This window comes from Ottowia thiooxydans DSM 14619 (genome assembly GCF_000422885.1).
In the GTDB taxonomy this organism is placed as follows: Bacteria; Pseudomonadota; Gammaproteobacteria; order Burkholderiales; family Burkholderiaceae_C; genus Ottowia; species Ottowia thiooxydans.
In genome coordinates this window covers 1-25,421 of the sequence record NZ_AUGX01000044.1, presented here as the reverse complement: position 1 = coordinate 25,421, position 25,421 = coordinate 1, and the positions used below count along the sequence as shown (strand labels likewise).

The following is a 25,421-nucleotide window of genomic DNA, read 5'->3' as shown; positions in this document are numbered from 1 at the left end:
ATTCGAGGTTGGATAGATCGTCAACACGCTGTTAGACAGCTCTAAGACAGCTCTTGGACAACACACCCCGGACCCACTCCTTGAGAGCGGGTTCAGGCGCAACCGGCCTTACTTCAGGGGCCGTTTGGCCATTCCCATGGTCTTGGCGATGATGCCCATCATTACCTCATCAGCACCACCGCCAATGGAAGCCAAGCGCCCATCTCGGTAGAGACGGGATATACGGTTCTCCCAGGTGAAGCCCATGCCGCCCCAGAATTGCAGGCAGGTATCGGCTACCTCACGCATCAGCCGGCCGGCCTTGAGCTTGGCCATGCTGGCCCACTGCAGCACATCCTGGCCCGCTACATAGAACTCACCCGCGCGCCAAGTCAGAGCACGCAAGGCTTCCACCTCGGTTTGCAATTCGGCCAGCTTGAACTGCACCCATTGCTGATCAATCAAATTGCCGCCAAACAGGCGCCTCTGCTGCGCCCATTCAATGGTTTCGCGAATGCATTCATCGAGCGTCACCAGACTGTTGGCAGCCGCCCACAAGCGCTCTTCCTGGAACTGCTGCATCTGGTAGATGAAGCCCTGGCCTTCCTGCCCAATGAGATAGCGCTGCGGCACACGGACTTCGTCAAAATAGATGAGACCGGTGTCCGATGAATTCATGCCGATCTTGCGGATCTTCTGGGCAATCTCAATGCCCTTGGTCAGTTGCCCACCGGGCCCTTCCCGCATAGGCACCATGACCAGCGATTTGTTTTTGTGGGCCGGCCCTTCGCTGGTATTGACCAACATGCACATCCAGTCAGCCTGCAAGCTGTTGGTGATCCACATCTTCTGGCCACTGATGAGGTAGTCGTCTCCGTCCTTGCGGGCCTTGCTCTGGATTCCCGCCACATCGCTCCCGGCACCGGGCTCGCTCACGCCAACACAGCCCACCATGTCACCGGTGATGGCGGGCGCGAGGAACTGTTTCCTCAATTCGTCACTGCCAAAACGCGCCAGCGCAGGCGTGCACATATCCGTATGCACACCAATCGCCATGGGCACGCCGCCGCAACGAATATGGCCTAGCGTTTCGGCCATTACCATGCTGTAGGAGTAATCCAGGCCCGCGCCACCGAACTCAGGCGGCTTGGTCAATCCGAGCAGGCCCAGATCCCCCAAACCTTTGAACACTTGGTGGGCCGGGAAAATCTCAGCCTCTTCCCATGCATCTACATGAGGATTGATGTGCTCGTCGATGTAGCGCTTGAGGGTCTTGCGTACTTCCTCGTGCTCATGGGTCAGTTGCATACGGCGTCTCCTTGGATTTTTGGTCTCGAATCTGAGTTCGAATTTCGTTTAGTCGATAAACACCGTTCGAGCTGAGCTTGTCGAAGCCTTGCGCAACGCTTCGACAAGCTCAGCGCGAACGGCTTTTTTGAGGTTCGCAAACTTACTGAACAAAAGAAGTTGCCAACTTTCAACCACTTGGTCTGCTACCTTATCCGAAAGTCGCAGTTCAGCCCAGAGCGTTTCCCATTGCCTCACCCATGCGAACGGGTCGTTCTGCCAACCATTCGGGATTGAATTTCATCGTGCCATGCGGCCACAGCATGACCACCGTGGAGCCGAGCAGAAAGCGCCCCATCTCCGCGCCCTGCTGAAGCACCACATCTTGCCCAGAATAATCCCAGCGCCGGATGTCGCTCGAGCGAGGCGGATTAACCACTCCGTGCCAGACCGTCGCCATGCTTCCCACGATCGTCGCGCCCACCAACACCAGCACAAACGGGCCCCGCGCCGTGTCGAACAGACACACCACCCGCTCGTTGCGCGCAAAAAGCCCAGGCACACCCCTCGCCGTGGTGGGGTTCACCGAAAAAAACTCTCCCGGTACATACACCATGGATTTCAACGTGCCCGCACACGGCATATGGATGCGGTGATAGTCACGCGGGCTAAGGTAGATGGTGGCGAATTGGCCGTTGTCAAACTCGGCCGCCAGTGCGGCGTCACCCCCCAGCAAGGCGGTTGCGCTGTAGTGGTGGCCCTTGGCCTGGAATATCTGGCCTTTGTCCATGGCACCGAACTGGCTGATGGCGCCATCCACCGGACAGACAAAATCTGCCTCTGCCAGAGGCCTCACCCCTGGGCGCAACGCGCGAGTGAAAAACTCATTGAAGCTGGCGTAGCTTTCAATCCGGGAGTCGAGCGCCTCGCCCATATTCACGTCATAGCGCGCAATGAAGCGGCGGATGATTTCATGGCTGATGCCACCCATGCGCGTACCGGCAACCAAGCCCGCGAATTGCGTCATTAAACGCTTGGGCATCAAGTACTGGGGCAGAACTGCGCGGCGGCTGGACGAATCGTTTGGCACGGAATGGGCCGCGAACGGCGAAAGAGCAAAGAGGCGCGCTATTTTAGGGTGCGCCATGAACTTCACCCCCCACGCGCGCAGCGTTGCTCTTAGCCCGGACTGATCGACACCATTTTGAACGCCAGGCTTCCCGCGTAAAGCTGATCCTGGCCGGCCGCGGTCTCAACGCGCAGTTCCACCAGATCGCGACCTCTCTCGCCTGGGACCTTGACTGTCATGCCGGCCTCGTAGTCGTTCGTCACGCGCAGCAGTTGTTGATCGCTCCAAAGAAGGTAGCCGGGCAGTTCCTTGATCTCATTGAGCTGTCCGAGAGTGGGTCCCGTCACGCTGGCGAATGATTCGGAGGATTCGTTGGTGCACTCCCAGGTGCTGCCCAGACGTTTGCGCCACGCGGCGGGGAGCGGTGTCTCCAGGGGCGGCAGCCATTCCCCCAGGACCATTTCACGCCAGAAAAGCTGGTTAGGCGAAAGATAGCGCGCGATCAGATAGCGGTGCCCATGGTCTGTTTGAAAGCGAAAGCAGTGGTGAGTGGGGTCGTCATCGCGCCAGTAGCCATCGCTTCTGGCGCGCAGCTTCTCCCGGTACGGCTGCCAGCCCTTGCCCGCAGACCACAGATTCAGCGCGAGCGAGCCGTCACTGGCTGCCACCACCTGCATGGGAGCCTGTTCCGAGGCGTAGACCCCCGGGAGTTCGGCCGTGTCCGGCGCGGGCGACACCGGCGGTGGCACCGGCGATACCTTGCCGGACGGTAACGCATGGATCGCACCGCGGTCCTTGGCGACGCGCAGCAGAAGTCCTTGCGACATAGAAAGCCAGTCAGCGGTGCCGTTCCCCACAATCATCATCGCTAAGCGCTCTTCGGGCAGTACAAAAAAATCAGCGTTGAAACCAGGCGTTCCGCCAGGCTTTTCCCAAGCGAGCAGACCTGCGCTCGCCAAACCAAGCTCCTGCACGGTGTCCCAGCCAAGGCCTCGGAACCATGAAGACGCGGTCGGGTTCAGGAGCATCCGGGGGTTTTGATTCGTCCCCATCTGTCGCACCGCGTCAGCCGAAACGATGCGCCTGCCCTCGTACACGCCTTCATCCAGAAACAGGCGTGCCAGCTTCATCAGGTCGGTCGGCGTGGTGAGCATCCCCCCAACCGCGGAGGCGGCAGACAATTCCTGCGGCAGTTGCCGGCCCTCGTAGAAAGGGTGAACAAAGCTGCCTTCGGCAGCAGGTGCGCGCGAATAACCGGAGTGGCCCATGCCCAAGGGTTGGAAGATTTCGCGATGAACAAAGTCTTCAAAAGATACGCCCGTAAGCGCGCGTACCAGAGGGTCTACCAGCGTGAAACCGTCGTTGCAGTAAACCTCCATCTCGCCCGGCTCGTGCTTCAAGTGCGACTGGGCCAATGTCTCCAGGGTCTCCTGCACATAGCTCGAGTAAGGAGCATAGTTGAACATGTTGCGGTAATTGGAGCCCGGTACGCCAGACGCATGGCTGATCAGATGACGCACTGTGATCTGGGTGTACGCCGGTGAACGCATGCGAAAGCTCGGAAGCAGTTCCACCAAGGGCTGATCTAGCGCCAACTGCCCCCGGTCACGCAGGATCATGACAGCCAGCGCCGTCACAACCTTGGAAATCGAGCCGACGTTAAAGCGGGTGTCTAGTGTGGCCAGCAATCCGCACGCGTGATCGGCCAAGCCAAAGGCTTCGTGCCAGACCACACGGTCGTCAGCCATCAGAGCGACGGAGATGGCCGTCACAGGGCTGCCGTTTTGGCCTAGCACGGCGTGGATGGCCTCGCGGCACCAGCGCACCGACTCGGAATTGGGCGTGATCGGAGGAGCCCCTGCGCCTCCATCACAGGCCTGAAGCAGCGGCGCGGCCAACCCCGCCGTGGCCCAACTCAGACAATGGCGCCGCGATAAAAGAAGGCGCGGCGATGCGAAGGACTCGGCCGGTTGGCGTGCAGAAGGCATAGAGATGGGTTTCTCGGAGAACTGAAGTGCGCTGTGCACCGGACGGTGCGCTGCAGCCGCTACATACGGCGCGTCACCGACGAATTGAAAAGGGCCGACAGTGCGTCATCGACCAGCTTTTCCCCAATGTAATACGTATCACCCATAAAGCCCAACGATACCCACGCCCGCACTGAGCACTCATGTCAAATCCGGTCGCCATTGTCTCGGATAGGTTGAAAGCCCCCCTCTACCCCACCCGGGAGCCAGCAAGACAATGCTCAGCCTTCCAGCCGTACAACCACTCCAATGCATCGTAGTAACGTTCAGGCGTTCGCCCCGCCCACAGCGAGTTGCGCACCAGGCGCTCAACGCCATGCGCATGGTAGAGCCGCCCCATTTCACGCGCGGAGAGCACCACGCGTGCGGTACGTGGAATGCGGCTTTCCTCATAGAGCCGGAAAGCACGCAGGACATCCATGTCACACGCCTTCATCGCCTCCCCCAGCGTGACCGCGTCCTCAATGGCCATGCACGCGCCTTGTGCCAGGTACTGAAGCATGCCGTGCGCTGAATCTCCCAGCAGGGTCACACGGCCCACGGTCCAGTTGGCAATGGGATTGCGGTCTGCTGTGGCCCAGCGGCGCCAGCTTTTTGGCAAGTGAAGCAATTGACGCGGGCGCGCATGAATGCCTTGGAAGTAAGACAGCACTTCCTCCTTGCTGCCTTCGGTCACGCTCCATTCTTCCTCATAGCGGCTATGGAAGGTAACGACCAGGTTGTATTCCGTGCCACCGCGCAGCGGGTAGTGCACCAGGTGGCAGTTTGGCCCCGCCCACACCACCGGCGCATTGATCCGAAGATCCTCCGGCATCTCAGCGGCCGGCACCACGGCGCGATAAACCACATGGCCCGAGACACGCGGTGAATCGCCAAAGAATGTCTGACGCGCCACCGAGCGAACGCCATCGGCAGCGATCAGAGCCTCCGCCTGGAACAGGTTTCCATGCTGATCCGCGCAGGTGACGGAACCTTCACTCTGCTCGATCTTCTCGACCCGGGTGGAAGTGTGAAAATCGATGAGATTGGATTGCTGCACACCTTCGAGAATGGAAGTGTGGATGTCGGCGCGGTGGATGACGGCATAAGGATTGCCAAAGCGTTCGCGAAACTCCGGCCCCACGGGGAAGCTGGCGACCACGCTGGCATCCATGGCATCCATCATGGTCAGGTCATCGGTGAACACCGCCCGGCGGCGCGCGTTTTCTCCCACGCCCAGCGCGTCCAGGGCGGCGAAGGCATTTGGCCCCAGCTGGATACCCGCCCCGATCTCGCCAATCTGCCCCGCCTGCTCCAGCATGGTGATCCGCACACCCAGCTTGGACAGCGCCAACGCCGCCGCCATGCCCCCAATACCTCCACCGACCACGATCATGTGCATAGTGCGACTCTGCTTCTCAAGGGTTTAGGACTATTCAAAGTGGAGTTGGTCCGCTTAAACCTGCCTTACTCAGGCTGGCCGATGGTCAAGGCAATTTCGCCCAGTCCATCGATCTTTCCGGTGATCCGGTCACCGGGTTGCACGGCGCCCACACCTTCGGGCGTGCCGGTGTAGATGAGATCACCCGGCTGCAGGTGGTAGTACTCGGAGAGATTGGCGATCACTTCCGGCACACTCCAGATCAGGTCTTTCAGATCAGCGTTCTGCTTGAGCACGCCGTTCACTGAAAGCTGGATGTTGCCGCTCACCAAGTGGCCGATTTCGCTGGCAGGCACCAGAGGGCTCATCACGGCAGCGTTCTCAAAATCCTTGCCGAAATCCCAAGGGCGCCCCATTTCGCGCGATTTGATTTGAAGATCGCGGCGCGTCATGTCCAACCCGCACGCGTAACCCCACACGCAATCCTGCGCCTCCTCTGGCTTCACGCGAAACGCTGGCTTGCCAATGGCAATAACCATCTCCATTTCATAGTGGTAGTTCTGGGTGCCCAGTGGATAAGGGATCGTGCTGCCGGTCAGCACCAGATCGATTGGCGTCTTGTTGAAGTAGAAAGGCGGCTCGCGATCGGGATCAAAACCCATTTCACGTGCATGCGCACCGTAATTGCGGCCAACGCAGAAGATGCGGCTGACGGCGTATTGCTGGCTTGTGCCGCGCACGGGAACAGCGGCTTGAGGGGATGGGGTGAAAACGTAGTTGATCATGTTGGTTTCCTTTGTTGGATCAGATCGGCTTGCTCCCCACATCGCCCCTCTGCCAAAGGGCGAGGTCATGGCCTCTACTCTTAAGCGAAGGAGCGATTGGTGCAGCAACAGGTGCTTAACAATCGGATGCGAAGGCTCAAAAGTCCTCGTAGAAGCCCAGTGCACGCTGCATGGGAGCATCGTCCACATGGAACAGATAGGCATGCTCGCCAGTGGCACGGTGGATCACTTCAGCGTGCGTAGGAAGCGCAAGGGTGTCGCCCTCACCCCACTGCAGCAGGGTGCCGTCGATCACGGACTCCCCCCGGCCTTCTATCACGTGAATCACGCTGCTGGCCGAGCGTTTGCGCGGCCGAAAGTCTTGCCCGGCACGCAATAGCTGAGCGGAAAATCCTAGCGTGGGCAAGCAAGGCTGCCCTGTCTCCGGATTCACGTAAGCCAGCTGTACGGCTTCGTCTGCAGGAGTTACGCTCGCCAGCAAGCCAAGTGCCTCACGCACATCGGTCCACGGAAAACGGATTTGAGGGTATTGCGGCCGCTGCACTTGCCCCAGCGATGCATAGGGTAAAAGCCCCGCCCGCCGGTACTTGTTTTGCGAAGCGTCCAAGTCAGGCCGGCTTCTTTGTGAAGGCCCTTCAATCGCGTAGGAGGCCTCCATGGCGTAGACCATAGGCAGGTCAAGTGCGTCCATCCACACCACCGGACCGCTCCCTTCGTGACCATGCTCGTGCCAGTTGAGAGCGGGCGTGAGGATCAGGTCACCCTTTTCCATGGGGCACTTCTCGCCATTCACAGTGGTGTAGGCGCCACTGCCTTCGATGACGAATCGCACCGCCGTGGGGGTATGCCGGTGGGTGGGTGCCAACTCCCCCGGCAAGATGAGCTGCAGGCCCACATAGATCGTCGGCGTGGCGACCAGCCTCTCCAGGCCATGGCCTGGATTGCACAGCACGAGTACCCGCCGTTCGGCTTTCTCTATGGGTGTCAGCTCGCCCGCGCGCAACAGGTGAGGCCGTACCTCAGCGTAGCGCCACATGAAGGGCTGAGTGTTTCGCGCGGGCTTATGGCGTGGTAGCAGGCCGCGCAACTGGGGCCACAGCGGTGCCACAGACAAATCATTAATAGCCTTGAGGTATTCCGGCGGCAGGTCTTCCAGCCGCCCCAGCGATTCAGCGTGGCCGAGCGAACTGACAAGATCGAGCGGGTCCATGATTGGCCTCCTGGGGCCGAGCCATCAGCAACTAGCGAGGACTCAGCCAATTAATAAGTACACTTATTATTTTACAACTCTTCTCCAGATACATGCAAGCGGTCTTGCAGTCACATCTGATCGTGATGAGGGAGGTCGAGATCGACAGTGCGCCGGCCAACGGCTTTTCAGAGTGCGATAGCAAGGCTGTCACACTTGAAAATCGCCGGCGGCAAATGGGCCGCAGCGTGGCTGGCGTGCGCTGCGCGGCCAAACTCAGGGGATTGCGGGCGCCGCGGGGGCACTCGCGGGGAGCGCTCAGGACTGAGCGCTGAACCTGGTCGTCAGCAATTCTTCCAGTCCGAATTCAACGAGCAAAGCACGCAGGCGCTCCGCTGCAGTGCGTTTCTTATGGCCTGTCCAGCGGGCAATGATCAGCTCATTTTTCATGCTGTGTTCCCAGCCCACCAGTTCAGTGACGGTCACCTGATAGCCCTGCGATTCGAGATACAGGCAGCGCAGCACATTGGTGAGTTGGCTGCCCATTTCACGCGTATGCAGCGGATGGCGCCACAGTTCTGCCAAAGGCGTTCGGGCCAGTTGCAAAGCCTTGGATTGCCGTAGGCACGCGGCCACCTCGGCTTGGCAGCAAGGCACCAGCACCATGGCCTGCGCCTGCTTGGCCAAGCCAAAGGCAATGGCCTCGTCAGTAGCGGTATCACAGGCGTGCAGTGCAGTGACCACGTCAATGGAGGCCGGCACTTGCGTTGCATTGGTAGAGGCCGCCGCCGACATGGCGAGAAAATGCATGCGCTCGAAACCCAGACGCTCTGCAAGCTGGCGCGAACGCTCCACCAGTTCCGCTCTCGTTTCAATGCCGTAGATGTGACCGCTTCCAAGGGCCTTGAAGTACAGGTCATAGACGATAAAGCCCAAGTAGGACTTGCCCGCGCCATGATCAGCCAGAGTGAGCTCGCCAGCATGCGGCTTTAGTTCACCGAGCAATTTCTCTATGAATTGGAACAGGTGATCAACCTGCTTCAGCTTGCGGCGCGAATCCTGATTGAGTTTGCCTTCCCGGGTAAGAATGTGCAGCTCTTGCAGCAGTTCAACCGACTGCCCGGGTCGCAATTCCGGCAACGGCGAGGGCGCCACCGCGCGCGCGCGCCCTTTGGCCTTGGCAGGTCGTTTGCTGGTGGCTTGATCAGTTCGGGTCATGTTTGCGTCCCTCCTTCTATGCCCATCCGCGGACCCACATCCAACGCCTGCCAGCCCTCGACGCCAAGCGCCTCGAGTGCCGCCATGTTCGCATCGAAGATAGCCTCGGCATCTGGAAAGGCCTCCACCGCACGGTCAATACTGTCTTCACGCAGCAGGTGCAAGGTAGGATATGGCGACCGATTCGTGGCGTTGGTGATGTCGTCCTCCTCGGTGCCTGCGAACTGAAAACGCGGGTGAAACGGAGCGATCTGAATCACCCCTTCCAGATCAAGCTCGGCCAGCAAATCCTCGGCGTCACCCAGAAAATCATTGAAATCAAGGAAATCGTCGAAGCTGCCGGGTGCCACCAGCAACACAGTCTCACGCTCGGCAGGATCGGCTTCGGCCAGCGCCTGGAGTTCCGCCTTGAGGGCGCGTAGCAGCGCAGGGCCCCCCCCTGTGCAGCAGGCAGCGTAGTGAATCTGCCCTTTGACGTGCGGCCCTTTGGCAAAAGGACACAGATTAAGGCCTATCACCGCACGTTCAAGCCAGCGGCGGGTATCAGCAATGGCGATTTCTTCAGAGTTCATGATTTAAGCTAAAAACGGCAGTTGACCGGGATCGACGGCTGTATTCACTCGAGGTTTTGAAGCCAACAATCGGTCAACTGATGTTTACAGATGAGTATGGAGCGCCGACAAGCGGCGCGAAATCAGCATGGCCAGCATGGCACCGACCACGCAGCAAGCACAGGTGAGAACCCAAGTCCATTGCCAACCGCCTACGCGGCCTACAAACCAGGCCACGACCGGCGGCCCAGCGAGCTGCCCCACAGCGGACCATTGCATCATCCAACCGACCGTGGTGGAAATCGTTCGCTCGCTCGGCGCCACCTTGGTGGCCAGGCCAAACAACGTGCTTGGAATCAAGCCGCCCACAGCCGAAAACAACAACGCGCCCATGTAGCGTACCACCGGGAGCCCTTCTGTGAGCGTAGAGAAGGCCATGAAGGCACCTATCGCCATGGCGCCAAACCCTGCCCATAAAAGGTAGACAGCGGGCACACCCCGGAACAGCAAACGTCCTGCCGCCACATTACCCAGGATGTTCACGCCAGCCACCAAGGCGGTCAGCGCTGCGCCGAGCGCCCCCGTCCAACCCGATTGCGTGTAGAACGAGGGCAAAAACCCGATCACCGCCAGCCATTGACCGGAGTAGGCGGCGAACGTCAACGCAATGAGCCATGGGCCACTGGAGCGCAAAGTCTGAAGCAGTCGTGCGGGCCATTTGGGAGCACCGCTACCTCGCAAAGACCTGGACGAACGCTCATCGGGTGGCAAGCTCACATGAATCCACAAAGCCATTGCCGCCGAGGGCGCTGCCGTGAGCCACCACCAACCGTGCCAGCCCACACCCGCGATCACCAATGGACCGAGCAGCAATGCGATGGCCATGCCGAAGGGCATGAATGCCCCCCAGAAGCCCAGCATTTTCGTGAGTTTTCCAGGCTCTACCACGCGGCGGATCAGGCTGGGAGCTGGCACTGTGGTCAGTAAAACGCCCACCCCTTCGGCGGCGCGTAACAGCAGCAGAGTGAGGGCGTCTTCGGCGAAGCCCCCCGCGAGGCCGGCGCCGAACAAAACCCACAACCCGATAATCACACAGCGCCGCAAGCCGATACTGTCAGCCGCCAAGCCGGCACCGATGCCCAGCACCATGGAAGCCAACTGCACCAAGGAAAGCAGGAAACCGGACTGAACCAGCGTGATGCCCAGTTCGTGCTGGAGCACGGGCAACGCCGGAGGCAGCTTGCCCACGTGTAGCGCAGCACTGATGCCTGCGAGCACGACGATCCATGCGGGATGCAAGCCCCCACTGGCTCGCCCCTGCGTGGAAAACCGGCTCACGCCAGGATCTTTCTACCCGTTAGCCGCTCGTACTCTCGCAAGGCGAACCGGTCTGTCATGCCGGCGATGTAATCGGATATGGCGCGCTCGCGATCAGGGCGTTGTGCAAACTCCGCGCGCAGTTCGTCTGGCCGCTCCAGATAAGCGGAGAACAGCTCCCGCACCACTTGTTTGGCCTGCGTAGTGGTCTCGGCCACCTGGGGATGACGATACAAATTAGCAAAAAGAAAGCGCTTGAGTGCGGCCGATTCGGCCCGCATCTCGCCGCCAAAACGCACCAACGGACCCGCGCGGCGCGCGTCGTCAGCGCTGTTTGGCGCCGCTTCGTCAATGGCCGCCTGCGTAGCGGCGATCACGTCATAGACCTGGGCGCTCAGCATACGGCGAATGGACTCATACAACACCCGCCTGCCTTGCAAGTCAGGGTATTCACGTCGCGTATCCGCAAGGTAGCGCGCAAATAGCGGAACGCTTGCCATCTGCTCCAGGGTGAGAAGCCCGGAACGCACGCCATCATCGATGTCATGTGCGTTGTAGGCGATCTCGTCGGCGAGATTACACAGTTGCGCCTCCAGGCTGGGTTGAGTACCGTCGAGAAAGCGGCGCGCTACGCCTCCGGGTTCAGTTTCTTCAATCTTGCGCGCGTTGACCGGGGAACAGTGCTTGAGAATGCCCTCACGGGTTTCGAACGTGAGGTTCAAGCCATCATGATCCGGATAGCGCTCTTCCAGCTGATCCACCACACGCAGGCTTTGCAGGTTGTGTTCGAAGCCACCATGCCCTTCCATGCATTCGTTGAGCGCATCCTGGCCGGCATGGCCAAACGGGGTATGCCCAAGATCGTGCGCAAGGGCAATAGCTTCTACGAGGTCTTCGTTCAGCCGCAGAGAGCGTGCAATGGAGCGCCCTAGCTGCGCAACCTCCAGCGAATGCGTGAGGCGGGTGCGAAACAAATCACCTTCGTGGTTCAAAAATACCTGGGTCTTGTAGACCAGGCGGCGAAACGCCGTGGAGTGCACGATGCGGTCGCGGTCGCGCTGATATTCACTGCGCGTAGGGGCCGGTGCCTGGGGATGGCGGCGGCCTCGGGATTGCGCGGGGTCTGCAGCGATCACGCGCACTGTCATCAGGCAGCGCAGCAGCGGTCGATCACGGCTCTCACCAGGTCATCAGGAGCGCTGCGCACCGCCGCCCGGCCCGGGCCATCGATGACCACAAAACGAATCTCCCCAGCCTCGGCCTTCTTGTCAACCCGCATCAGTTCCAGATAACGGCCAGCGTTGTCCTTTTGATCGAGTATCGCCCCACGGATGGGCAGGCCCGCACGCTGAATCAGCACTTTCAAACGTTGCACAAACGCGGCATCGACCAAGCCCAACTCGCGCGACAACTCAGCGGCCATCACCATGCCTGCGCCCACGCCTTCGCCGTGAAGCCAGGCACCATAACCCATGCCGGCCTCGATGGCGTGGCCAAAGGTATGGCCAAAATTCAAAATAGCGCGCAATCCCGACTCCCGCTCGTCGGCCCCGACGACATCGGCCTTGATCTGGCAACTCCTCTTGACCGCGTGCGCCAGGGCATCGGTGTCGCACGCGCGCAAAGCCTCTATATTGGTTTCTATCCAGTCAAGCAGGCCCATGTCGGCAATCGGCCCATACTTGATGACCTCAGCCAGGCCAGCCGAAAGCTCCCTGGCTGGCAAGGTCTTGAGAACCTCCAGATCGCACACCACGCGCTGCGGCTGATAGAAAGCCCCAATCATGTTCTTGCCGAGCGGGTGATTGATGGCCGTCTTGCCTCCTACGGAAGAATCCACCTGCGCCAGCAAGGTGGTAGGCACCTGAACGAAGGGCACACCGCGCATATAGGAAGCCGCAGCGAAACCCGTCATATCGCCCACCACGCCGCCGCCCAAAGCATAGAGCGTGGTCTTGCGGTCCGCGCTATTTGAAAGCAAGGAATCAAAAATAAGGTTGAGCGTTTCCCATGTCTTGAACTGCTCGCCATCCGGCAGCGCCAGGGTGCGTACACCCGAGTGCCGCCGCGCCAATACGCGCGCCAGGCGTTCGGCATAGAGTGGTGCCACGGCAGTATTGGTCACGATGAGTGCCTGCGTGCCAGGCGCGGAGCCCTCAAAAGCGGCCGCGTCGTCCAACAGGCCGGAGCCAATCAGAATGGGGTAGCTACGCTCGCCAAGGTCAATGGAGACCTGCTGCGCGAATGAAATTCCTTGCATGGGGCGTGAGTGTAGGGCCTGCGCGCCCAAATTTGCGGCCAATGGGCTTGTGGCACCCAAGCCGTGCTGCGCGCGTCAGCTAAAAAGTGGAGATCTTAGAACGTGTTCTTACGGGTTGGGCGCTACGCCGCCAGCCATTTCGATCTGCATCACAATGCGGTTGACCAGCATAGCCACAGAAGGGCCACGCGCCTCCACCACGAAGTGCGCTGTCTCTCGGTAAAGCGGGTCTCGTTCAGCGTACAGCGTTTGAAGTCGCTTGAGCGGATCGGCCACCTGCAGCAACGGACGCTTGCTATCGTTGCGCAGCCGACGAACCAATTGCTCCGGCGATGTACGCAAGTAAATCACCATAGCGCGAGATTTGAGATGCTCGCGATTGGCTGGCCTCAGCACCGCACCGCCACCCGTGGCGATCACGCTCGGCGCCTGCCGTGTGAGCTCGTCTATGGCCTGCTCTTCCAGATCCCGAAAAGCCGCTTCGCCTTCTGCCTCAAAGAGAGCACGAATCGTTCCACCGATTCGCGCTTCGATCACAGCATCTGCATCGAAGAACGGCACCTGCAGGCGCTTGGCCAGTTGCCGCCCGACCGTGGACTTGCCGCAGCCGGGCATGCCCACGAGGGCGTAGTGCTCTGTCAAGGGCAGGCAGCCGCGCCACCCACGATAGTTTGCGTGGCCGTCGCGGTCTCCCCGGTGGCATTGTTCGTGACAACAACCTGAACCAGGCGTGTCCCGGTGCCGATACAACGGCGCCCGCTGGTGCCAACGCCGATTGTGAGCGTATTGCCAGAGATGTTGGCACTAGCAATGGCAGCATCACTAGATGCGAGCGAAGCCACGAACGGACCAACCCCGGTAAGAGCGTAGCTCAGAGAAGCCGTGCTATTTTGAGGTATTGCTTGATTCGGTGGTTGAATCCAAGACGCCCCGCCTGCCGCCGCGGTGGCCGTCACCGTCACTATGACGACCTGCCCCTGAGCATCGCGCATGGTGATCGAACTAGCGCCTGCCGCCGTGAGATTCACCGTTACGGTAGAGCCATTCACACTGACCGTGGACCGCTGCGGGTTAGAGGAGACAGCTGTGTATGGCGCTGTTCCACCGCTTAGCGTGAACACTACTGAGCGCCCGACCGCGTCGGTGGCGGTGGTAGGGTTCGAGGCCAGCGTCGTTGTATTAAGAGTCGCTGTAAGCGCCACTGTGACCGCTTGCCCACCACTATCCACCACGGTCACGTTAGCCGTCCCGGCCGCATTGAAGCTGGCAAAGATGGAGTTGCCAGTTGTGCTCACTGAGGCCACAGACGGATTGGAAGAGGCCACCTCGTAAGGCGCTACGCCGCCAATGATGGTCAACCCCATGCTGCTGCCCACCCTGCCGCTGGCACTGGGGGGGTTAACGCTCAAAGAAGGGATAGTCTGCGTAGAAGTCAGGGACACCGCAACATAAGAGCCGATCGAGTCGACCACCGTGAGGGTACTGGCGCCGGCAGACAGGAACGATGCGGTCACGCGATTACCGTTGGCGGAAGCACCCACAATGGTGGGGTTCGATGACACCACTGAATAGGGGCCGATGCCACCCGAGACCAACAAGATCATGTTGGTACCCACCTGGCCCGATCCACTAGGCGGGCTCACGCTCATGGCGACAGTGGCCGCTGCTGTGGCTGTCACCGCCACACTGGCAGTCTGGTTTCTCGCATCCCGCACGGTAACGGTGCTGGCCCCTGCACTCAACAACGAAACGTTGAGTGTTGACCCATTAATGGTCGCCGAAGCAATGGATGGATTGGAAGAAATAGCAGTGGTGTAGGGCGCTGTGCCACCTGTGATGGACAACACCAGACTTGTACCCACTACTCCGGTCGCAGGGCTTGGGCTGATATTGAACTCTGGTGCGGTAACAGTCACCGCCATTTGCAGCGTGGAGCCAATGGCATCCGTGATCAGCAGAACAGCTGAACCTCCGCTTTGGCCAGAGACAGTGACTACGCCATTGTTTTGCGATGTCACCCTGGCAATGGAGTTGTTGTTGCTTTCCACCGTGTAGGGGGCCACACCGCCCGTAACCGTGAACGTGCTGGACTCCCCGGACTCAAGTGACAACGAGGAACCTACGGAAGTTGCCAAAGGCGTAGCCTTTACCGTCACGGTCAGGGACAAGCTTTTTTGCTGAACGCCCGAGTCCTGGATCGCCACTGTAGATGTGCCGATGGTGTTACCCCACATGACCAGGGTATCGTCATCCAGCAGCATAGCGCTCACTGAAGCATCGGACGAAAGCACGTGGTAGGGCTTCACGCCCTGGGAGATGACCGCCACTTCCGCCACATAACCCACTGAGAGGGTCACGTTGCTCAGCAAGGGCGACATTCTCAATGCATTGGTCGGGGTAGGGTTGCCGTCGTAGCCGCCGCCACCTCCGCATGAAGCCAGCCCTAAGGACAGCAGCAACGCCAGGAATCCCAAAAAGAACTTACGCATGTTTTCTCAACCTCTTTAAATGGGTTCTCAGCGCATCGCGCTGCGATCGGTAATGATTTTCGGGGTAATGAAGACCAGCATTTCCTGTTTATCGGATTTTCTGGTCTTGTTCTTGAATAGGTTGCCTAGCACCGGTATGTCGCCCAGGACGGGCACCTTGTTGACCGAATCGCTCTCGGTCAGCGTGAAGATACCGCCAATGACCACTGTGCCACCATTTTCAACCAAGACCTGGGTCTGCACCTTTTTGGTATTGATCGACATGGCATTGGCCACTACGGCGCCCGGGCTGTCGTTGTTGACGATCAAGTCGAGGATCACGTTGCCCTCTGGGGTGATCTGCGGTGTGACTTCCAGACTCAGCACCGCTTTTCGGAAAGCGACCGAGGTCGCTCCGCTCGATGTAGCCTGTTGGTAGGCGAACTCAGTTCCCTGCTCAATGGTGGCCTTGGTCTGATCCGCTGTGACCACCCGTGGGCTGGAAACGATCTTGCCTTTGCCATCCGCCTCCATGGCGGAAATCTCAAGGTTCAAGAAGCGGCCGGCAGCCGAATTGAACAAGGAGAGCGCGAGACTTGGCGCGTTGTATCCATTGAAACCTTGCGCCGGCAAGTTCATGAAGTTCGTACTGCCGGTGACGTTGCCCCCTGTGGGATAGGTCATAAGCTGCGACTGTCCGGGAATCGTGGTGCCGACCACAGCGTTGTAAGAGCCTCCCAAGGCCACCCGGTTGCCGCCGCCAATGCCGTAACCAGCATCACCACCGTTCACGCCGCGCAAGTCCGCCCCACCCAGCTTGACGCCGAGCGAACGCCCAAAGGTATCTGATGCCTCCACGATCCTGGCTTCGATCAGCACTTGGCGCACTGCGATGTCCAGCTTGGAGATCATCTCCTGGATCTGTGTGAGCTTGCTAGGAATATCAGAGACAAAAATCTGGTTGGTGCGCGGCTCCGCGATAACGCTGCCGCGTGCACTCAAAATGCGGGCGGCTGCCATATTACTCGCGCCCCCAATGCCGCCCGCGCCTCCCAACCCCGACCCCATCAACTGCCTCGCAATATCGACAGCCTTGGTGTAGTTCAGTTGAAACGACTGAGTGCGCAATTGCTCAAGGTTCTGCACCGCAACCAACGACTCAAGCTCTGCCTTTTCCTTGGCAGCCAGCTCTTCCTTGGGTGCGATCTGCAGCACATTTCCATTGCGCTTCATGCCCAGGCCCTTGGCTTGCAAGATGATGTCGAGTGCCTGATCCCAAGGCACGTCATTCAGGCGCAAGGTCAAACTGCCTTGCACGGAATCAGAAGTCACGATGTTGAAGTTGGTGAAATCCGCGATCACCTGCAACAACGAACGCACCTCAATGTTCTGGAAATTCAGCGACAGCTTTTCACCGCCGTAACCGGAACCTTGGGTCAGCTTGTCAGGGTTGACCTTTTGCTGACGAACTTCGACCACCAGCTGGTTATCGCTCTGGTAGGCACTGTGCTCCCAGGGCCCTTTGGGCTCAATCAGCATGCGGACTCGATCACCCGTCTGGGTGGTCGTGATGGTTTGCACCGGTGTGCCAAAGTCGCTGACATCCAGGCGACGGCGCAGCCCTTCCGGTAAGCTGGTCTTCAAGAGCTCTACCACCAGAGCCGGTCCTTGCTGGCGGATATCCACACCCACCTGATTGCTAGGTAAATCCACAATCACACGGCCTGAACTCTCGACACCGCGCCTGAAGTCGATGTCTCGCAGGGGGAGCACGTCCGCCAGGGCGCGGGTTTCCGCAAACATGGGCGCGGGGGTGTTGGCCACCGCCGCAGAAGCCGCTGAGTCGAGCATCACAAGCAGTGCACGACCCTGCACCTCGGCCCTGTAGTTGGCCGCACGGCTCAGATTGAGCACAACACGGGTTCTGTCACCGGCCTGTACCACACTGACCGCCCGCACATTACCCTGATTGACCGCCACCGAGTTGCGGCCCAGGCCGTTGGTGACACCCGGAAAATCCAGAGCAATACGCGCAGGCGACTGAATGACAAAGCCTTGTGGAATCGCAGCCAGAGGCTGCGAGAGCTCGATGCGCACGACCTCCGTGCCTGCCTGAATCGACCCTGTCACGGATTCGATGCTGGTTTGCGCCAGCGCTCCGCTTGCCGCACCAAGTGCGGCTAAGCCGAGCGCCAGGCGGCGCACGATACTTCGCGCCAAAGAGACCCAGTTCCTCATTTTGTTTTCTCCTGCAGTTGCAGCGCAGCGCTTCGCTCGATCCACTCACCAGCCGCATCCTGCACAATTTCACGCAAAGTGATTTCGCCCTCAGCGACTTTCATCACTCTTCCATAGTTCTGTCCAAGGTAGTTGCCTTGGCGCACCTGGTACAAAAGGCTATCTACCTTGACCAGCGCGACGCGCTGGCCTTTTCTTTCCAAGCTGCCCACCATGACCATGGTGTCCAGCGGATGACTTTCCAGCGGCTCCTTGCGCCGGTTGAGTTCTGGCGCCAACAAGGCAGCGCTCGAATTGGGAGAATCCGAATCCCGCTTCAAGGCCTGCGTCAGTCTGATGCTGCTGAAGGGATCCGTGGCGACGACCTCGGTGTACTCCAAGGGCACATACTGCTTAGGTTCGCTGATAGGGGACACGCGAGGCACCGTCTGGCGACGCTGCTCGGCCATCCATTGCCGGAGATCTTCATCATTCGAAGAAGAACAGCCGATTAAAGGCAGGATCGCCAGTGCCATCCAGAAGTGCTTGTTGACGCGGCCGATCACTTCCTGGCTCCCTTTTTGGCAGCTGCGCGCTGCGCCGCCACTTCAGTGGCGTCAAGGTAGCGGAAGGTCTTGGCTGTTGCTTCAAGCACCAGGGAGCCGGATTTGTCCCTGTCAGTACTGGGAGTAACCGCGATGTTATTAAGAGTCACGATGCGAGACAAATGCGCGATGTCTGCGGTGAAAGCGCCCAGGTCGTGATAACGCCCGGTGACCTTCACTGCAATGGGCAGCTCGGCATAGTAATCTTTGATGGTGATCTGACCGGGCCGGAAGAGATCAAACTGCAAATTGCGACCAATGCCTGCCTGGTTGATGTCTGACAACAAGGCATCCATCTCCGCCTTGCTGGGCAATTGCTTTTCAAGCAAGGTCACGTACTGCTGAACCTGAGCTCGCTGCTTCTTCAATTCTTCAAGGCTGACCGCCTTCTGAAGCTTGGTCTTGTAATCAGCGCGCAAGGTTTGCTCCTTTGCGCGAGTCGCTTCAAGCTCTTCATCCGAGCTTTTCAGCCACAGAAACCAGAGCATGGTGAGCACCACTGCCGCTACTGCGGCGAGCAACGCGTAGCGGGGAATCCCAGGCCAGGAGGAGGGATCTTTTGAATCCAACCCGCGAAACTGGTTGCCGACCGCCTGCAGAGAGCCTTGAATATCCATGTTTGGAGAGAGTTTCATACTGAAAATCTCCTCAGCGCCGGATCGCCGGGCGGGGCGTAGACGCTGGCTGGGCAGCGCTGGCTTGTTGCAGTTGAACACGCACGACGAAGTTGTATACGACGCGCTGCTCCCGGGGCGACAAGGCCAGACGACCGGCCACGATCTCGATGAGTTCGGGTTTGGTCACCCATTCACTGTTACGGGAAAGGTTGCGCAATAGTGTGGAAACACGTTCATTGGACTGAGCGACCCCCGCCAGGAGAACGTTGCGGTTCACTTGCCTGACGCTCTTGAGGTAAACGCCTTCGGGCAACTGGCGAACAGCCTCGTTCAGCAGATGCACCGGCAAATTGCGATCCGCCTGCAACCCCTCAACGGCTTGTTGCCGCGCCTTCAGGGCTGCGATTTCATCCTGCAACGTAGCAATTTCCTTGATCTCGTTATCAAGCACCTTGATCTCGCGTTCCAGGAACGCGTTGCGATCCTGTTGCTCCGAGATGGCGCCCTGATACCAAATATAGATGGTGGCGGCGATCAGAGCGCCGCTCACGACTGCCCCTACCAGCGAGGCATTGAAACCCTTGCGCGCCGCTTGGCGCGCCATTTCCCTGTGGGGCAGCAGGTTGATCAAAATCACCGCAGGAACCTCCGCATGGCCAAACCGCAAGCCGTTAGATAGGAAGGCGCCTCACGCAGCATTCGTTTCTCACGCACACCCCGGCCGATGTCCATTCCTTCGAACGGATTGACCACCTGGCAAGGAAACGTGGTGTGCTTGGTAACCGCTTCAGTCAAACCCAGGAGCCCGGCCGTGCCGCCAGCCAGCAACACATAGTCCACCCGATGGTGCGGCGTGCTCGTGAAGAAAAATTTCAAAGCGCGCTCAACTTCTTGAGCCAGTGACTCTACATAAGGCCGCAGAACCACCGCACCGAAATCGTCCGGCAGTTCACCCGCGCGCTTCTTGGCTTCGGCTTCTTCCTGCGTGAAACCGTATTGGCGTACCAGCATCTGGGTCAACTGCGCGCCACCAAAAATCTGATCACGCTCATAGAGAAGCTCATCGTTGCGCAAGGCCTGCAGTGTGGAGGTGGTGGCGCCAATCTCGAACAGCGCAATCACGGCATCCCTGCCGCCACCGGGCAGCCGCTCAATCACCCGACCAACAGCCAGGCGGGAAGCGTAGGATTCCACATCGATCACGACCGGTGTGAGCCCGGCGGATTCGGCCAAGCCTTGGCGGTCTTCGACCTTTTCCTTGCGTGACGCCGCGATGACGACATCAATGTCACCCGCAGAAGTAGCGCTGGGGCCTGCCACACAGAAATCCAGGCTTACTTCGTCCAGCGAGAATGGGATGTATTGGTTGGCCTCAGACTCAACCTGAAGCTCCATCTCGCGTTCGCTCAGGCCACTTGGTAAAATGATCTTCTTGCTTATAACAACCGAAGCTGGCAAAGCCATCGCCACTTGCTTGGCTTTGGTACCACTTTTAGTGACCAGTCGCCGCAGGGCATCCACCACTTCATCGAATTTTTCGATATTGCCGTCATTGATCCAGCCTCGCCCCAACGGCTCGATGGCACAGCGCTCGAGTGTGAGGGTGGCTGAGCGGTCATTGCCCAATTCCACCAGCTTCGCACTTGAAGGGCTGATGTCAAGGCCAATCATCGGCGCAGGTCGTCGGCTGAACATCGAGGCAATAGTCAAGAAGGCACCTGGTTACTTTCGGTCGCACAAACGTGCAACCTTAATACTTCACTTGCATGCTAGCAGCAAGCTCTTTGCTACGCAAAGGAAAAACAAGACAGATCCTGTTTCACTCGTTGTCAAAAACTAACGATGAAACACGTTTGATTATCTTTGGTTTCAATCATGATCCACCTATCCCCCGGGGCAAAAAACTGCCTGAAGTCACACTCTTGCGCGAAAGTGCCTGCTAACTAACTAACCAATGTAGCTGTATGCCCACAGAAAACTCAGGCTCCGCGTCGGCCAACCGCGCAGCCGCCCCCACCCCGAAATGGCTGAGATGGGTCACCAAGGCTTGCATATGGGTGTTCGGTGCCCTGTTCGCCGTGGCGGCGTGTGCAGTGATGGCTGGCCTCATGGCGCTGGCGATCGCCTACCCCAACCTGCCCGATGTGTCGGAGTTGTCCAACTACCGTCCCAAGCTGCCTCTGCGCGTGTACACCGCCGAAGGTGCGCTGATCGGCCAGTTCGGAGAAGAACGCCGTAACCTGACGCCCATCAAGGAAATTCCGCAGGTGATGAAAGACGCGGTCCTGGCCATTGAGGACGCTCGCTTCTACCAGCACAACGGAGTGGACTACGTGGGCGTTGCGCGTGCCGCAATCGCCAACCTGGGCCGACTGAAAAGCCAGGGCGCCTCCACGATCACCATGCAGGTGGCGCGCAACGTCTATTTGTCTTCCGAGAAAACCTACACCCGCAAGATCTACGAGATTCTGCTGACCTTCAAGCTTGAGCACATGCTCACGAAGGACCAGATCCTGGAGATCTACATGAACCAGATCTACCTGGGCAACCGCTCCTATGGGTTCGCGGCGGCTTCCGAAGCTTATTTCGGCAAACCGCTGAAGGACATCTCCATCGCTGAAGCCGCCATGCTGGCCGGATTGCCCCAGGCGCCGTCTGCCAACAACCCCATCAGCAACCCTACGCGCGCACGCTCTCGTCAGCTCTACATCGTTGAGCGCATGGAGGACAACGGCTTCATCACCGCCGAACAAGCTGCTAAGGCCAAGAAAGAAGAGCTGCGCATCCGCCCACCTAGCGAAGGCACGCGCGTCCACGCCCAATATGTGGCGGAAATGGTACGCCAGCTCATGTTCGCCCAGTACGGCGACCAAACCTACAACCGTGGCCTGAACGTCTACACCTCCATCACTGCTTCCGATCAGAACGCCGCTTACGAAGCGCTGCGCAAAGGCATTCTCGACTTCGATCGCCGCAAAGCCTATCGCGGCCCGGAGAAATTCATCGAACTGCCAAAGGTCGCGGCCGAGGTGGAGGATGCGATCGATGACGCCCTGGTCAACCACCCCGACACCGGCAACCTCCTGGCTGCCGTCGTGACTGAAGCAGACGCCAAAAAAGTCGAGGCCATGCGCCAAAACGGCGAAAAAGTCGAAATCACTGGCGAAGGCCTACGAGCTGCACAGAGCGGACTCTCGCCCAAGGCCGCTCCCGCCATCCGTATCCGGCCGGGCGCGGTGATCCGCATCGTCAAGAACGCCAAGGCTGGATGGGAAATCGCGCAATTGCCGGAGGTTGAGGGCGCGCTGGTCGCGTTGGATCCTCGCAACGGTGCGGTCAAAGCACTCGTAGGAGGCTTTGACTTCGACAAAAATAAATTCAACCATGTAACACAAGCGTGGCGTCAGCCAGGCTCCAGCTTCAAGCCGTTCGTCTATTCAGCCTCCCTGGAAAAGGGTTTTTCACCCTCGACCATCGTCAATGACGCCCCGCTGTTCTTCGACAGCAGCGTGACGGGTGGCCAACCTTGGGAACCAAAGAACTACGAAGGTGGTTTTGAAGGCCCCATGAGCATGAAACGCGGTTTGGCCCGCTCACGCAACATGATCTCCATTCGTGTGCTGCAATCCGTGACGCCACAGTACGCCCAGGATTGGATCACCCGTTTTGGCTTCGATGCGGAGCGAAACCCGCCTTACCTGACCATGGCGCTGGGCGCTGGCTCGGTAACTCCCATGCAGCTGGCCGCTGGTTTTGGCGTGTTTGCCAACGGCGGATACCGCGTCAATCCGTTCCTGATCACCCGTGTAACGGATCACACCGGCAAAATTCTGGTTGATAGCCAGCCGCCCCAACCGAGCGACGCCAGCCGTGCCATCGACGCCCGCAATGCGTTCATCATGAACACCATGTTGCAGGAAGTAGCGCGCAGCGGCACCGCCGCGAAGGCGCAGGCCACGCTCAAACGGCCGGATCTATACGGCAAGACAGGCACCACCAACGACTCCATGGATGCATGGTTCGCAGGCTATCAACCCACACTGGTGGGTGTGGTCTGGATGGGCTATGACACGCCGCGCAACCTGGGCAATCGCGAAACTGGCGGCGGGCTCTCGCTGCCAATCTGGATTGACTTTATGCAGACTGCGCTCAAGGGCGTACCTGTGGCGCAACTCACGCCGCCGGAAGGTGTCGTGAATGTCGGCAGTGATTGGTACTACGAAGAATATGCGCGCGGCGGCGGCATCAGCCACCTGGGCGGCGCCGGCCTGGCCCCACCTGCGGAGACTTCACAGGAAACTCAGGCGCCGTCTGAGGAACGCAACCGCATTCTGGATTTGTTCAAGAACTAGGCTGAAAACGCTGATCAGCACGAAACTCCGGCGGTCCCAGAGGTTTTCCCTGGAGCCGTCAGGGTTTCAGGCGCTAAAAACCAAAGGCATGCCCGCGTGCTCACTCACACTGGCCGATAGCCGCTCAAAGAACTCCTCATTCGTCTTGGTATCGCGCCAGGCATCACCTTGATAGCGGTAGTGATAGCCCCCCGAGCGCGCTGCCAACCAGACCTCCTGCAAGGGTTTTTGCAAATTGACGATGACCTGACTGCCATCGTCAAACGCCAGGGTCACCATACCGCCTACACGCTGGTTATCGATATCGGCTTGCGTGGTTTCATTGAGCTGGTCGCAGCGTGCCTCAATGCGGGCCAGCAAGATTTCAGCCAAATTTAGATATTCAAGGTCGGTCATTACAATCGTTTTCTATGCCACTGAAGCTGCAGCCTGCAAGAATTCTAGCCATCGGGCTTGTCCTCCCCATTGTCGCGGTCATCTTGACCGCCTGTGGACAGAAAGGCCCGCTGGTCATTCCGGGCACCGTCCCGGCTGCGGAGCGCGCCACGCTGCCGCAAACGGTGTTTGGCAAGCCCAAGCGCGCCGCTGGTGAACCGGCGGCTGTGCCGGCCGCCACCAACGAGCAAGCTCCGTTGCCATCCGCCCTGCCCAATTTGCCTGAAACCCAATGAATCATCTGCCCTCCGAGCCTTCCGCCCTGCCTGGCGGTCCTTTTGTGGCCTATAACGGCGGCCAACTGGTCGTAGAGCAGGTGGAACTGCGCGCACTCGCTGCTCAGCATGGCACCCCCCTCTTCGTCTATTCACAGGCTGCGGTGCTTTCGGCGCTCGCCGCCTATCAGCGTGGCCTGGCTGGCAGGAAAGCACTGATCTGCTATGCCATGAAGGCCAACTCCTCGCTCGCCATTTTGAAACTTCTGGCTGAGGCTGGCTGCGGCTTCGACATTGTTTCCTCAGGCGAGCTCGAGCGCGCGCTGGCTGTAGGTGCTGAGCCCGCCAAAATCATCTTTTCAGGTGTCGGCAAGACCCGCCATGAGATGCGCCACGCCTTGCATGCCGGTGTGGGCTGTTTCAACGTGGAAAGCCTCGCTGAGCTGGAGGTGTTGGATGCGGTGGCGCGTGAATGCGGAGCAGTGGCGCCCGTCAGTATCCGCGTCAATCCGAACGTGGATGCCAAGACACACCCCTACATTTCCACCGGCCTGAAAGGCAATAAATTCGGCATTGCGCACGAAGACGCGCTGACCGCCTACCAACGTGCAGCCGCCCTGCCCGGCCTGCGGGTGGTGGGGATTGATTGCCACATCGGCTCGCAAATCACGGAAGAGGCCCCTTATCTGGAAGCCATGGACCGCGTCCTCGACCTGGTGAGCACCATCGAAGCGGCCGGAATTGCTATTCATCACATCGACTTCGGCGGTGGGCTGGGCATCAATTACAACGGCGACACACCGCCACAGGCTGATGCGCTGTGGACGCTGTTACTGGCGCGCCTGGATGCCCGTGGCTTTGGGAACCGCACCATCATGATCGAGCCCGGCCGCTCGCTGGTGGGAAATGCCGGGGTCTGCATCACCGAAGTGCAATACCTCAAGCCCGGCGAGCAGAAGAATTTCTGCATCGTCGATGCCGCCATGAATGATCTGCCACGTCCGGCACTCTACGAAGCGTTTCACCAGATCGTTCCTCTTCAGCCACGCGATGCGCCCCCCATCACTTATGACGTGGTGGGCCCGGTGTGCGAAAGCGGGGATTGGCTGGGCCGTGACCGAGACCTGGCAGTGCAGCCCGGTGATCTGCTGGCTGTGCTGTCTGCAGGTGCGTACAGCATGAGCATGAGCAGCAACTACAACACGCGTCCGCGTGCGGCGGAGGTCATGGTGGATGGGGGTAATGCGCGGGTGATTCGGAAGCGGGAGAGTGTGGAGGAGTTGTGGCGGTTGGAATCGATTTGAGTCTTCACGCCCTCTCCCCTTGGGAGGGTTGGGCGGGGCCGGCCAACCGGTGAGGGCAAGCGGCGTTTGATTTGTTCGCAGCGCTAAATAGCTACCCTGTGTTCTTCTATTAAGGTCGGAGGCCGGCTCGGTTTTCACTCCCTCTCCCCCTGGGAGAGGGCGGGGG

22 protein-coding genes are annotated in these 25,421 nt (G+C 59.4%); 3 read left to right on the top strand and 19 right to left on the bottom strand.

The genetic code is table 11. From position 1 onward, the window contains the following. Positions 1-108: 108 nt before the first annotated feature. The 18 genes from G518_RS0123085 to G518_RS0122985 all read right to left on the bottom strand — a co-directional run bounded on the left by G518_RS0123085 (position 109) and on the right by G518_RS0122985 (position 20,644). Positions 109-1,287 (bottom strand): acyl-CoA dehydrogenase family protein, encoded by a 1,179-nt coding sequence (locus G518_RS0123085; RefSeq protein WP_028604546.1) that lies wholly within the window; start codon positions 1,285-1,287, stop codon positions 109-111. Positions 1,288-1,495: 208 nt separating this feature from the next. Further along, positions 1,496-2,308, bottom strand: a complete 813-nt coding sequence (gene asd / locus G518_RS0123075) for an archaetidylserine decarboxylase (protein WP_051237314.1) — start codon at positions 2,306-2,308, stop codon at positions 1,496-1,498. Between the two features lie 137 nt (positions 2,309-2,445). Further along, positions 2,446-4,323: a serine hydrolase domain-containing protein gene (locus G518_RS36530; RefSeq protein WP_051237313.1), complete on the bottom strand. Its 1,878-nt coding sequence runs from the start codon at positions 4,321-4,323 to the stop codon at positions 2,446-2,448. 229 nt (positions 4,324-4,552) lie between these two features. Continuing rightward, the gene (locus tag G518_RS0123060) at positions 4,553-5,737 is read right to left on the bottom strand and encodes a 3-hydroxybenzoate 6-monooxygenase (protein ID WP_036595774.1); all 1,185 of its coding nucleotides are present in this window, start codon (positions 5,735-5,737) and stop codon (positions 4,553-4,555) included. A 71-nt stretch (positions 5,738-5,808) separates the two neighbouring features. Then, positions 5,809-6,504, bottom strand: coding sequence for a fumarylacetoacetate hydrolase family protein (locus G518_RS0123055; protein WP_211231756.1), 696 nt, complete (start codon positions 6,502-6,504; stop codon positions 5,809-5,811). A gap of 139 nt (positions 6,505-6,643) precedes the next feature. Beyond that, positions 6,644-7,717: a cupin domain-containing protein gene (locus tag G518_RS0123050; RefSeq protein ID WP_051237312.1), complete on the bottom strand. Its 1,074-nt coding sequence runs from the start codon at positions 7,715-7,717 to the stop codon at positions 6,644-6,646. A 297-nt stretch (positions 7,718-8,014) separates the two neighbouring features. Further along, positions 8,015-8,914, bottom strand: a complete 900-nt coding sequence (locus tag G518_RS0123040) for a class I SAM-dependent methyltransferase (protein ID WP_028604540.1) — start codon at positions 8,912-8,914, stop codon at positions 8,015-8,017. After that, entirely contained in the window at positions 8,911-9,486 is a 576-nt protein-coding gene (locus G518_RS0123035) for a DUF1415 domain-containing protein (protein WP_028604539.1), read from the bottom strand. Before G518_RS0123035 ends, G518_RS0123040 begins: the two co-directional genes overlap by 4 nt. 84 nt (positions 9,487-9,570) lie before the next feature. Continuing rightward, positions 9,571-10,803: an MFS transporter gene (locus G518_RS0123030; protein ID WP_051237311.1), complete on the bottom strand. Its 1,233-nt coding sequence runs from the start codon at positions 10,801-10,803 to the stop codon at positions 9,571-9,573. Next, a complete protein-coding gene (locus G518_RS0123025; protein WP_028604537.1) occupies positions 10,800-11,930 on the bottom strand; it encodes a deoxyguanosinetriphosphate triphosphohydrolase in 1,131 nt (376 codons plus the stop codon). Before G518_RS0123025 ends, G518_RS0123030 begins: the two co-directional genes overlap by 4 nt. Continuing rightward, positions 11,930-13,042: a 3-dehydroquinate synthase gene (gene aroB / locus G518_RS0123020; protein WP_028604536.1), complete on the bottom strand. Its 1,113-nt coding sequence runs from the start codon at positions 13,040-13,042 to the stop codon at positions 11,930-11,932. The genes G518_RS0123025 and aroB overlap by 1 nt, the downstream gene beginning before the upstream one ends. A gap of 108 nt (positions 13,043-13,150) precedes the next feature. Continuing rightward, entirely contained in the window at positions 13,151-13,657 is a 507-nt protein-coding gene (locus G518_RS0123015; RefSeq protein ID WP_036595772.1) for a shikimate kinase, read from the bottom strand. A 23-nt stretch (positions 13,658-13,680) separates the two neighbouring features. Then, on the bottom strand, positions 13,681-15,531 hold the full coding sequence (locus G518_RS0123010; protein ID WP_028604534.1) for a hypothetical protein: 1,851 nt from the start codon (positions 15,529-15,531) through the stop codon (positions 13,681-13,683). Positions 15,532-15,558: 27 nt separating this feature from the next. After that, on the bottom strand, positions 15,559-17,748 hold the full coding sequence (locus G518_RS0123005; protein WP_036595770.1) for a type IV pilus secretin PilQ: 2,190 nt from the start codon (positions 17,746-17,748) through the stop codon (positions 15,559-15,561). Next, positions 17,745-18,263 carry a pilus assembly protein PilP gene (locus G518_RS0123000; protein WP_028604532.1) on the bottom strand — a complete coding sequence of 173 codons (519 nt, stop codon included), beginning with the start codon at positions 18,261-18,263 and terminating at the stop codon, positions 17,745-17,747. Before G518_RS0123000 ends, G518_RS0123005 begins: the two co-directional genes overlap by 4 nt. A 26-nt stretch (positions 18,264-18,289) precedes the next feature. Next, positions 18,290-18,967, bottom strand: coding sequence for a type IV pilus inner membrane component PilO (locus tag G518_RS0122995; protein ID WP_084652167.1), 678 nt, complete (start codon positions 18,965-18,967; stop codon positions 18,290-18,292). Positions 18,968-18,980: 13 nt separating this feature from the next. Beyond that, on the bottom strand, positions 18,981-19,586 hold the full coding sequence (locus G518_RS0122990; protein WP_028604530.1) for a PilN domain-containing protein: 606 nt from the start codon (positions 19,584-19,586) through the stop codon (positions 18,981-18,983). Beyond that, on the bottom strand, positions 19,583-20,644 hold the full coding sequence (locus G518_RS0122985) for a pilus assembly protein PilM (RefSeq protein WP_036595767.1): 1,062 nt from the start codon (positions 20,642-20,644) through the stop codon (positions 19,583-19,585). The genes G518_RS0122990 and G518_RS0122985 overlap by 4 nt, the downstream gene beginning before the upstream one ends. 269 nt (positions 20,645-20,913) lie before the next feature. Between G518_RS0122985 and G518_RS0122980 the strand changes: the two genes are divergently transcribed. Then, on the top strand, positions 20,914-23,301 hold the full coding sequence (locus tag G518_RS0122980; RefSeq protein WP_028604528.1) for a penicillin-binding protein 1A: 2,388 nt from the start codon (positions 20,914-20,916) through the stop codon (positions 23,299-23,301). Between the two features lie 66 nt (positions 23,302-23,367). On the opposite strand, the gene cyaY is transcribed toward G518_RS0122980, so the two are convergent. Continuing rightward, positions 23,368-23,697, bottom strand: coding sequence for an iron donor protein CyaY (gene cyaY, locus G518_RS0122975; RefSeq protein ID WP_028604527.1), 330 nt, complete (start codon positions 23,695-23,697; stop codon positions 23,368-23,370). Positions 23,698-23,711: 14 nt separating this feature from the next. On the opposite strand from cyaY, the gene lptM reads away from it, so the two are divergent. Both lptM and lysA read left to right on the top strand, forming a co-directional pair. Further along, the gene (gene lptM / locus G518_RS0122970; RefSeq protein WP_036595765.1) at positions 23,712-23,972 is read left to right on the top strand and encodes an LPS translocon maturation chaperone LptM; all 261 of its coding nucleotides are present in this window, start codon (positions 23,712-23,714) and stop codon (positions 23,970-23,972) included. Continuing rightward, positions 23,969-25,255, top strand: coding sequence for a diaminopimelate decarboxylase (gene lysA / locus G518_RS0122965; protein ID WP_028604525.1), 1,287 nt, complete (start codon positions 23,969-23,971; stop codon positions 25,253-25,255). The genes lptM and lysA overlap by 4 nt, the downstream gene beginning before the upstream one ends. The last annotated feature ends 166 nt before the right edge of the window (positions 25,256-25,421 follow it).

Excerpts from the sequence above, each read along its gene's own strand:
- G518_RS0123005 (WP_036595770.1), bottom strand. The coding sequence starts at position 17,748 with ATGAGGAACTGGGTCTCTTTGGCGCGAAGTATCGTGCGCCGCCTGGCG.
- G518_RS0123000 (WP_028604532.1), bottom strand. The coding sequence starts at position 18,263 with ATGGCACTGGCGATCCTGCCTTTAATCGGCTGTTCTTCTTCGAATGAT.
- cyaY (WP_028604527.1), bottom strand. The coding sequence starts at position 23,697 with ATGACCGACCTTGAATATCTAAATTTGGCTGAAATCTTGCTGGCCCGC.
- lptM (WP_036595765.1), top strand. The coding sequence starts at position 23,712 with ATGCCACTGAAGCTGCAGCCTGCAAGAATTCTAGCCATCGGGCTTGTC.
- G518_RS0123060 (WP_036595774.1), bottom strand. The coding sequence starts at position 5,737 with ATGATCGTGGTCGGTGGAGGTATTGGGGGCATGGCGGCGGCGTTGGCG.
- G518_RS0123010 (WP_028604534.1), bottom strand. The coding sequence starts at position 15,531 with ATGCGTAAGTTCTTTTTGGGATTCCTGGCGTTGCTGCTGTCCTTAGGG.
- lysA (WP_028604525.1), top strand. The coding sequence starts at position 23,969 with ATGAATCATCTGCCCTCCGAGCCTTCCGCCCTGCCTGGCGGTCCTTTT.
- G518_RS0123025 (WP_028604537.1), bottom strand. The coding sequence starts at position 11,930 with ATGACAGTGCGCGTGATCGCTGCAGACCCCGCGCAATCCCGAGGCCGC.
- G518_RS0122995 (WP_084652167.1), bottom strand. The coding sequence starts at position 18,967 with ATGAAACTCTCTCCAAACATGGATATTCAAGGCTCTCTGCAGGCGGTC.
- G518_RS0123085 (WP_028604546.1), bottom strand. The coding sequence starts at position 1,287 with ATGCAACTGACCCATGAGCACGAGGAAGTACGCAAGACCCTCAAGCGC.
- G518_RS0123015 (WP_036595772.1), bottom strand. The coding sequence starts at position 13,657 with ATGCCCGGCTGCGGCAAGTCCACGGTCGGGCGGCAACTGGCCAAGCGC.
- G518_RS0123035 (WP_028604539.1), bottom strand. The coding sequence starts at position 9,486 with ATGAACTCTGAAGAAATCGCCATTGCTGATACCCGCCGCTGGCTTGAA.
- G518_RS36530 (WP_051237313.1), bottom strand. The coding sequence starts at position 4,323 with ATGCCTTCTGCACGCCAACCGGCCGAGTCCTTCGCATCGCCGCGCCTT.
- asd (WP_051237314.1), bottom strand. The coding sequence starts at position 2,308 with ATGCCCAAGCGTTTAATGACGCAATTCGCGGGCTTGGTTGCCGGTACG.
- G518_RS0122980 (WP_028604528.1), top strand. The coding sequence starts at position 20,914 with ATGCCCACAGAAAACTCAGGCTCCGCGTCGGCCAACCGCGCAGCCGCC.
- G518_RS0123050 (WP_051237312.1), bottom strand. The coding sequence starts at position 7,717 with ATGGACCCGCTCGATCTTGTCAGTTCGCTCGGCCACGCTGAATCGCTG.
- aroB (WP_028604536.1), bottom strand. The coding sequence starts at position 13,042 with ATGCAAGGAATTTCATTCGCGCAGCAGGTCTCCATTGACCTTGGCGAG.
- G518_RS0123040 (WP_028604540.1), bottom strand. The coding sequence starts at position 8,914 with ATGACCCGAACTGATCAAGCCACCAGCAAACGACCTGCCAAGGCCAAA.
- G518_RS0122985 (WP_036595767.1), bottom strand. The coding sequence starts at position 20,644 with ATGTTCAGCCGACGACCTGCGCCGATGATTGGCCTTGACATCAGCCCT.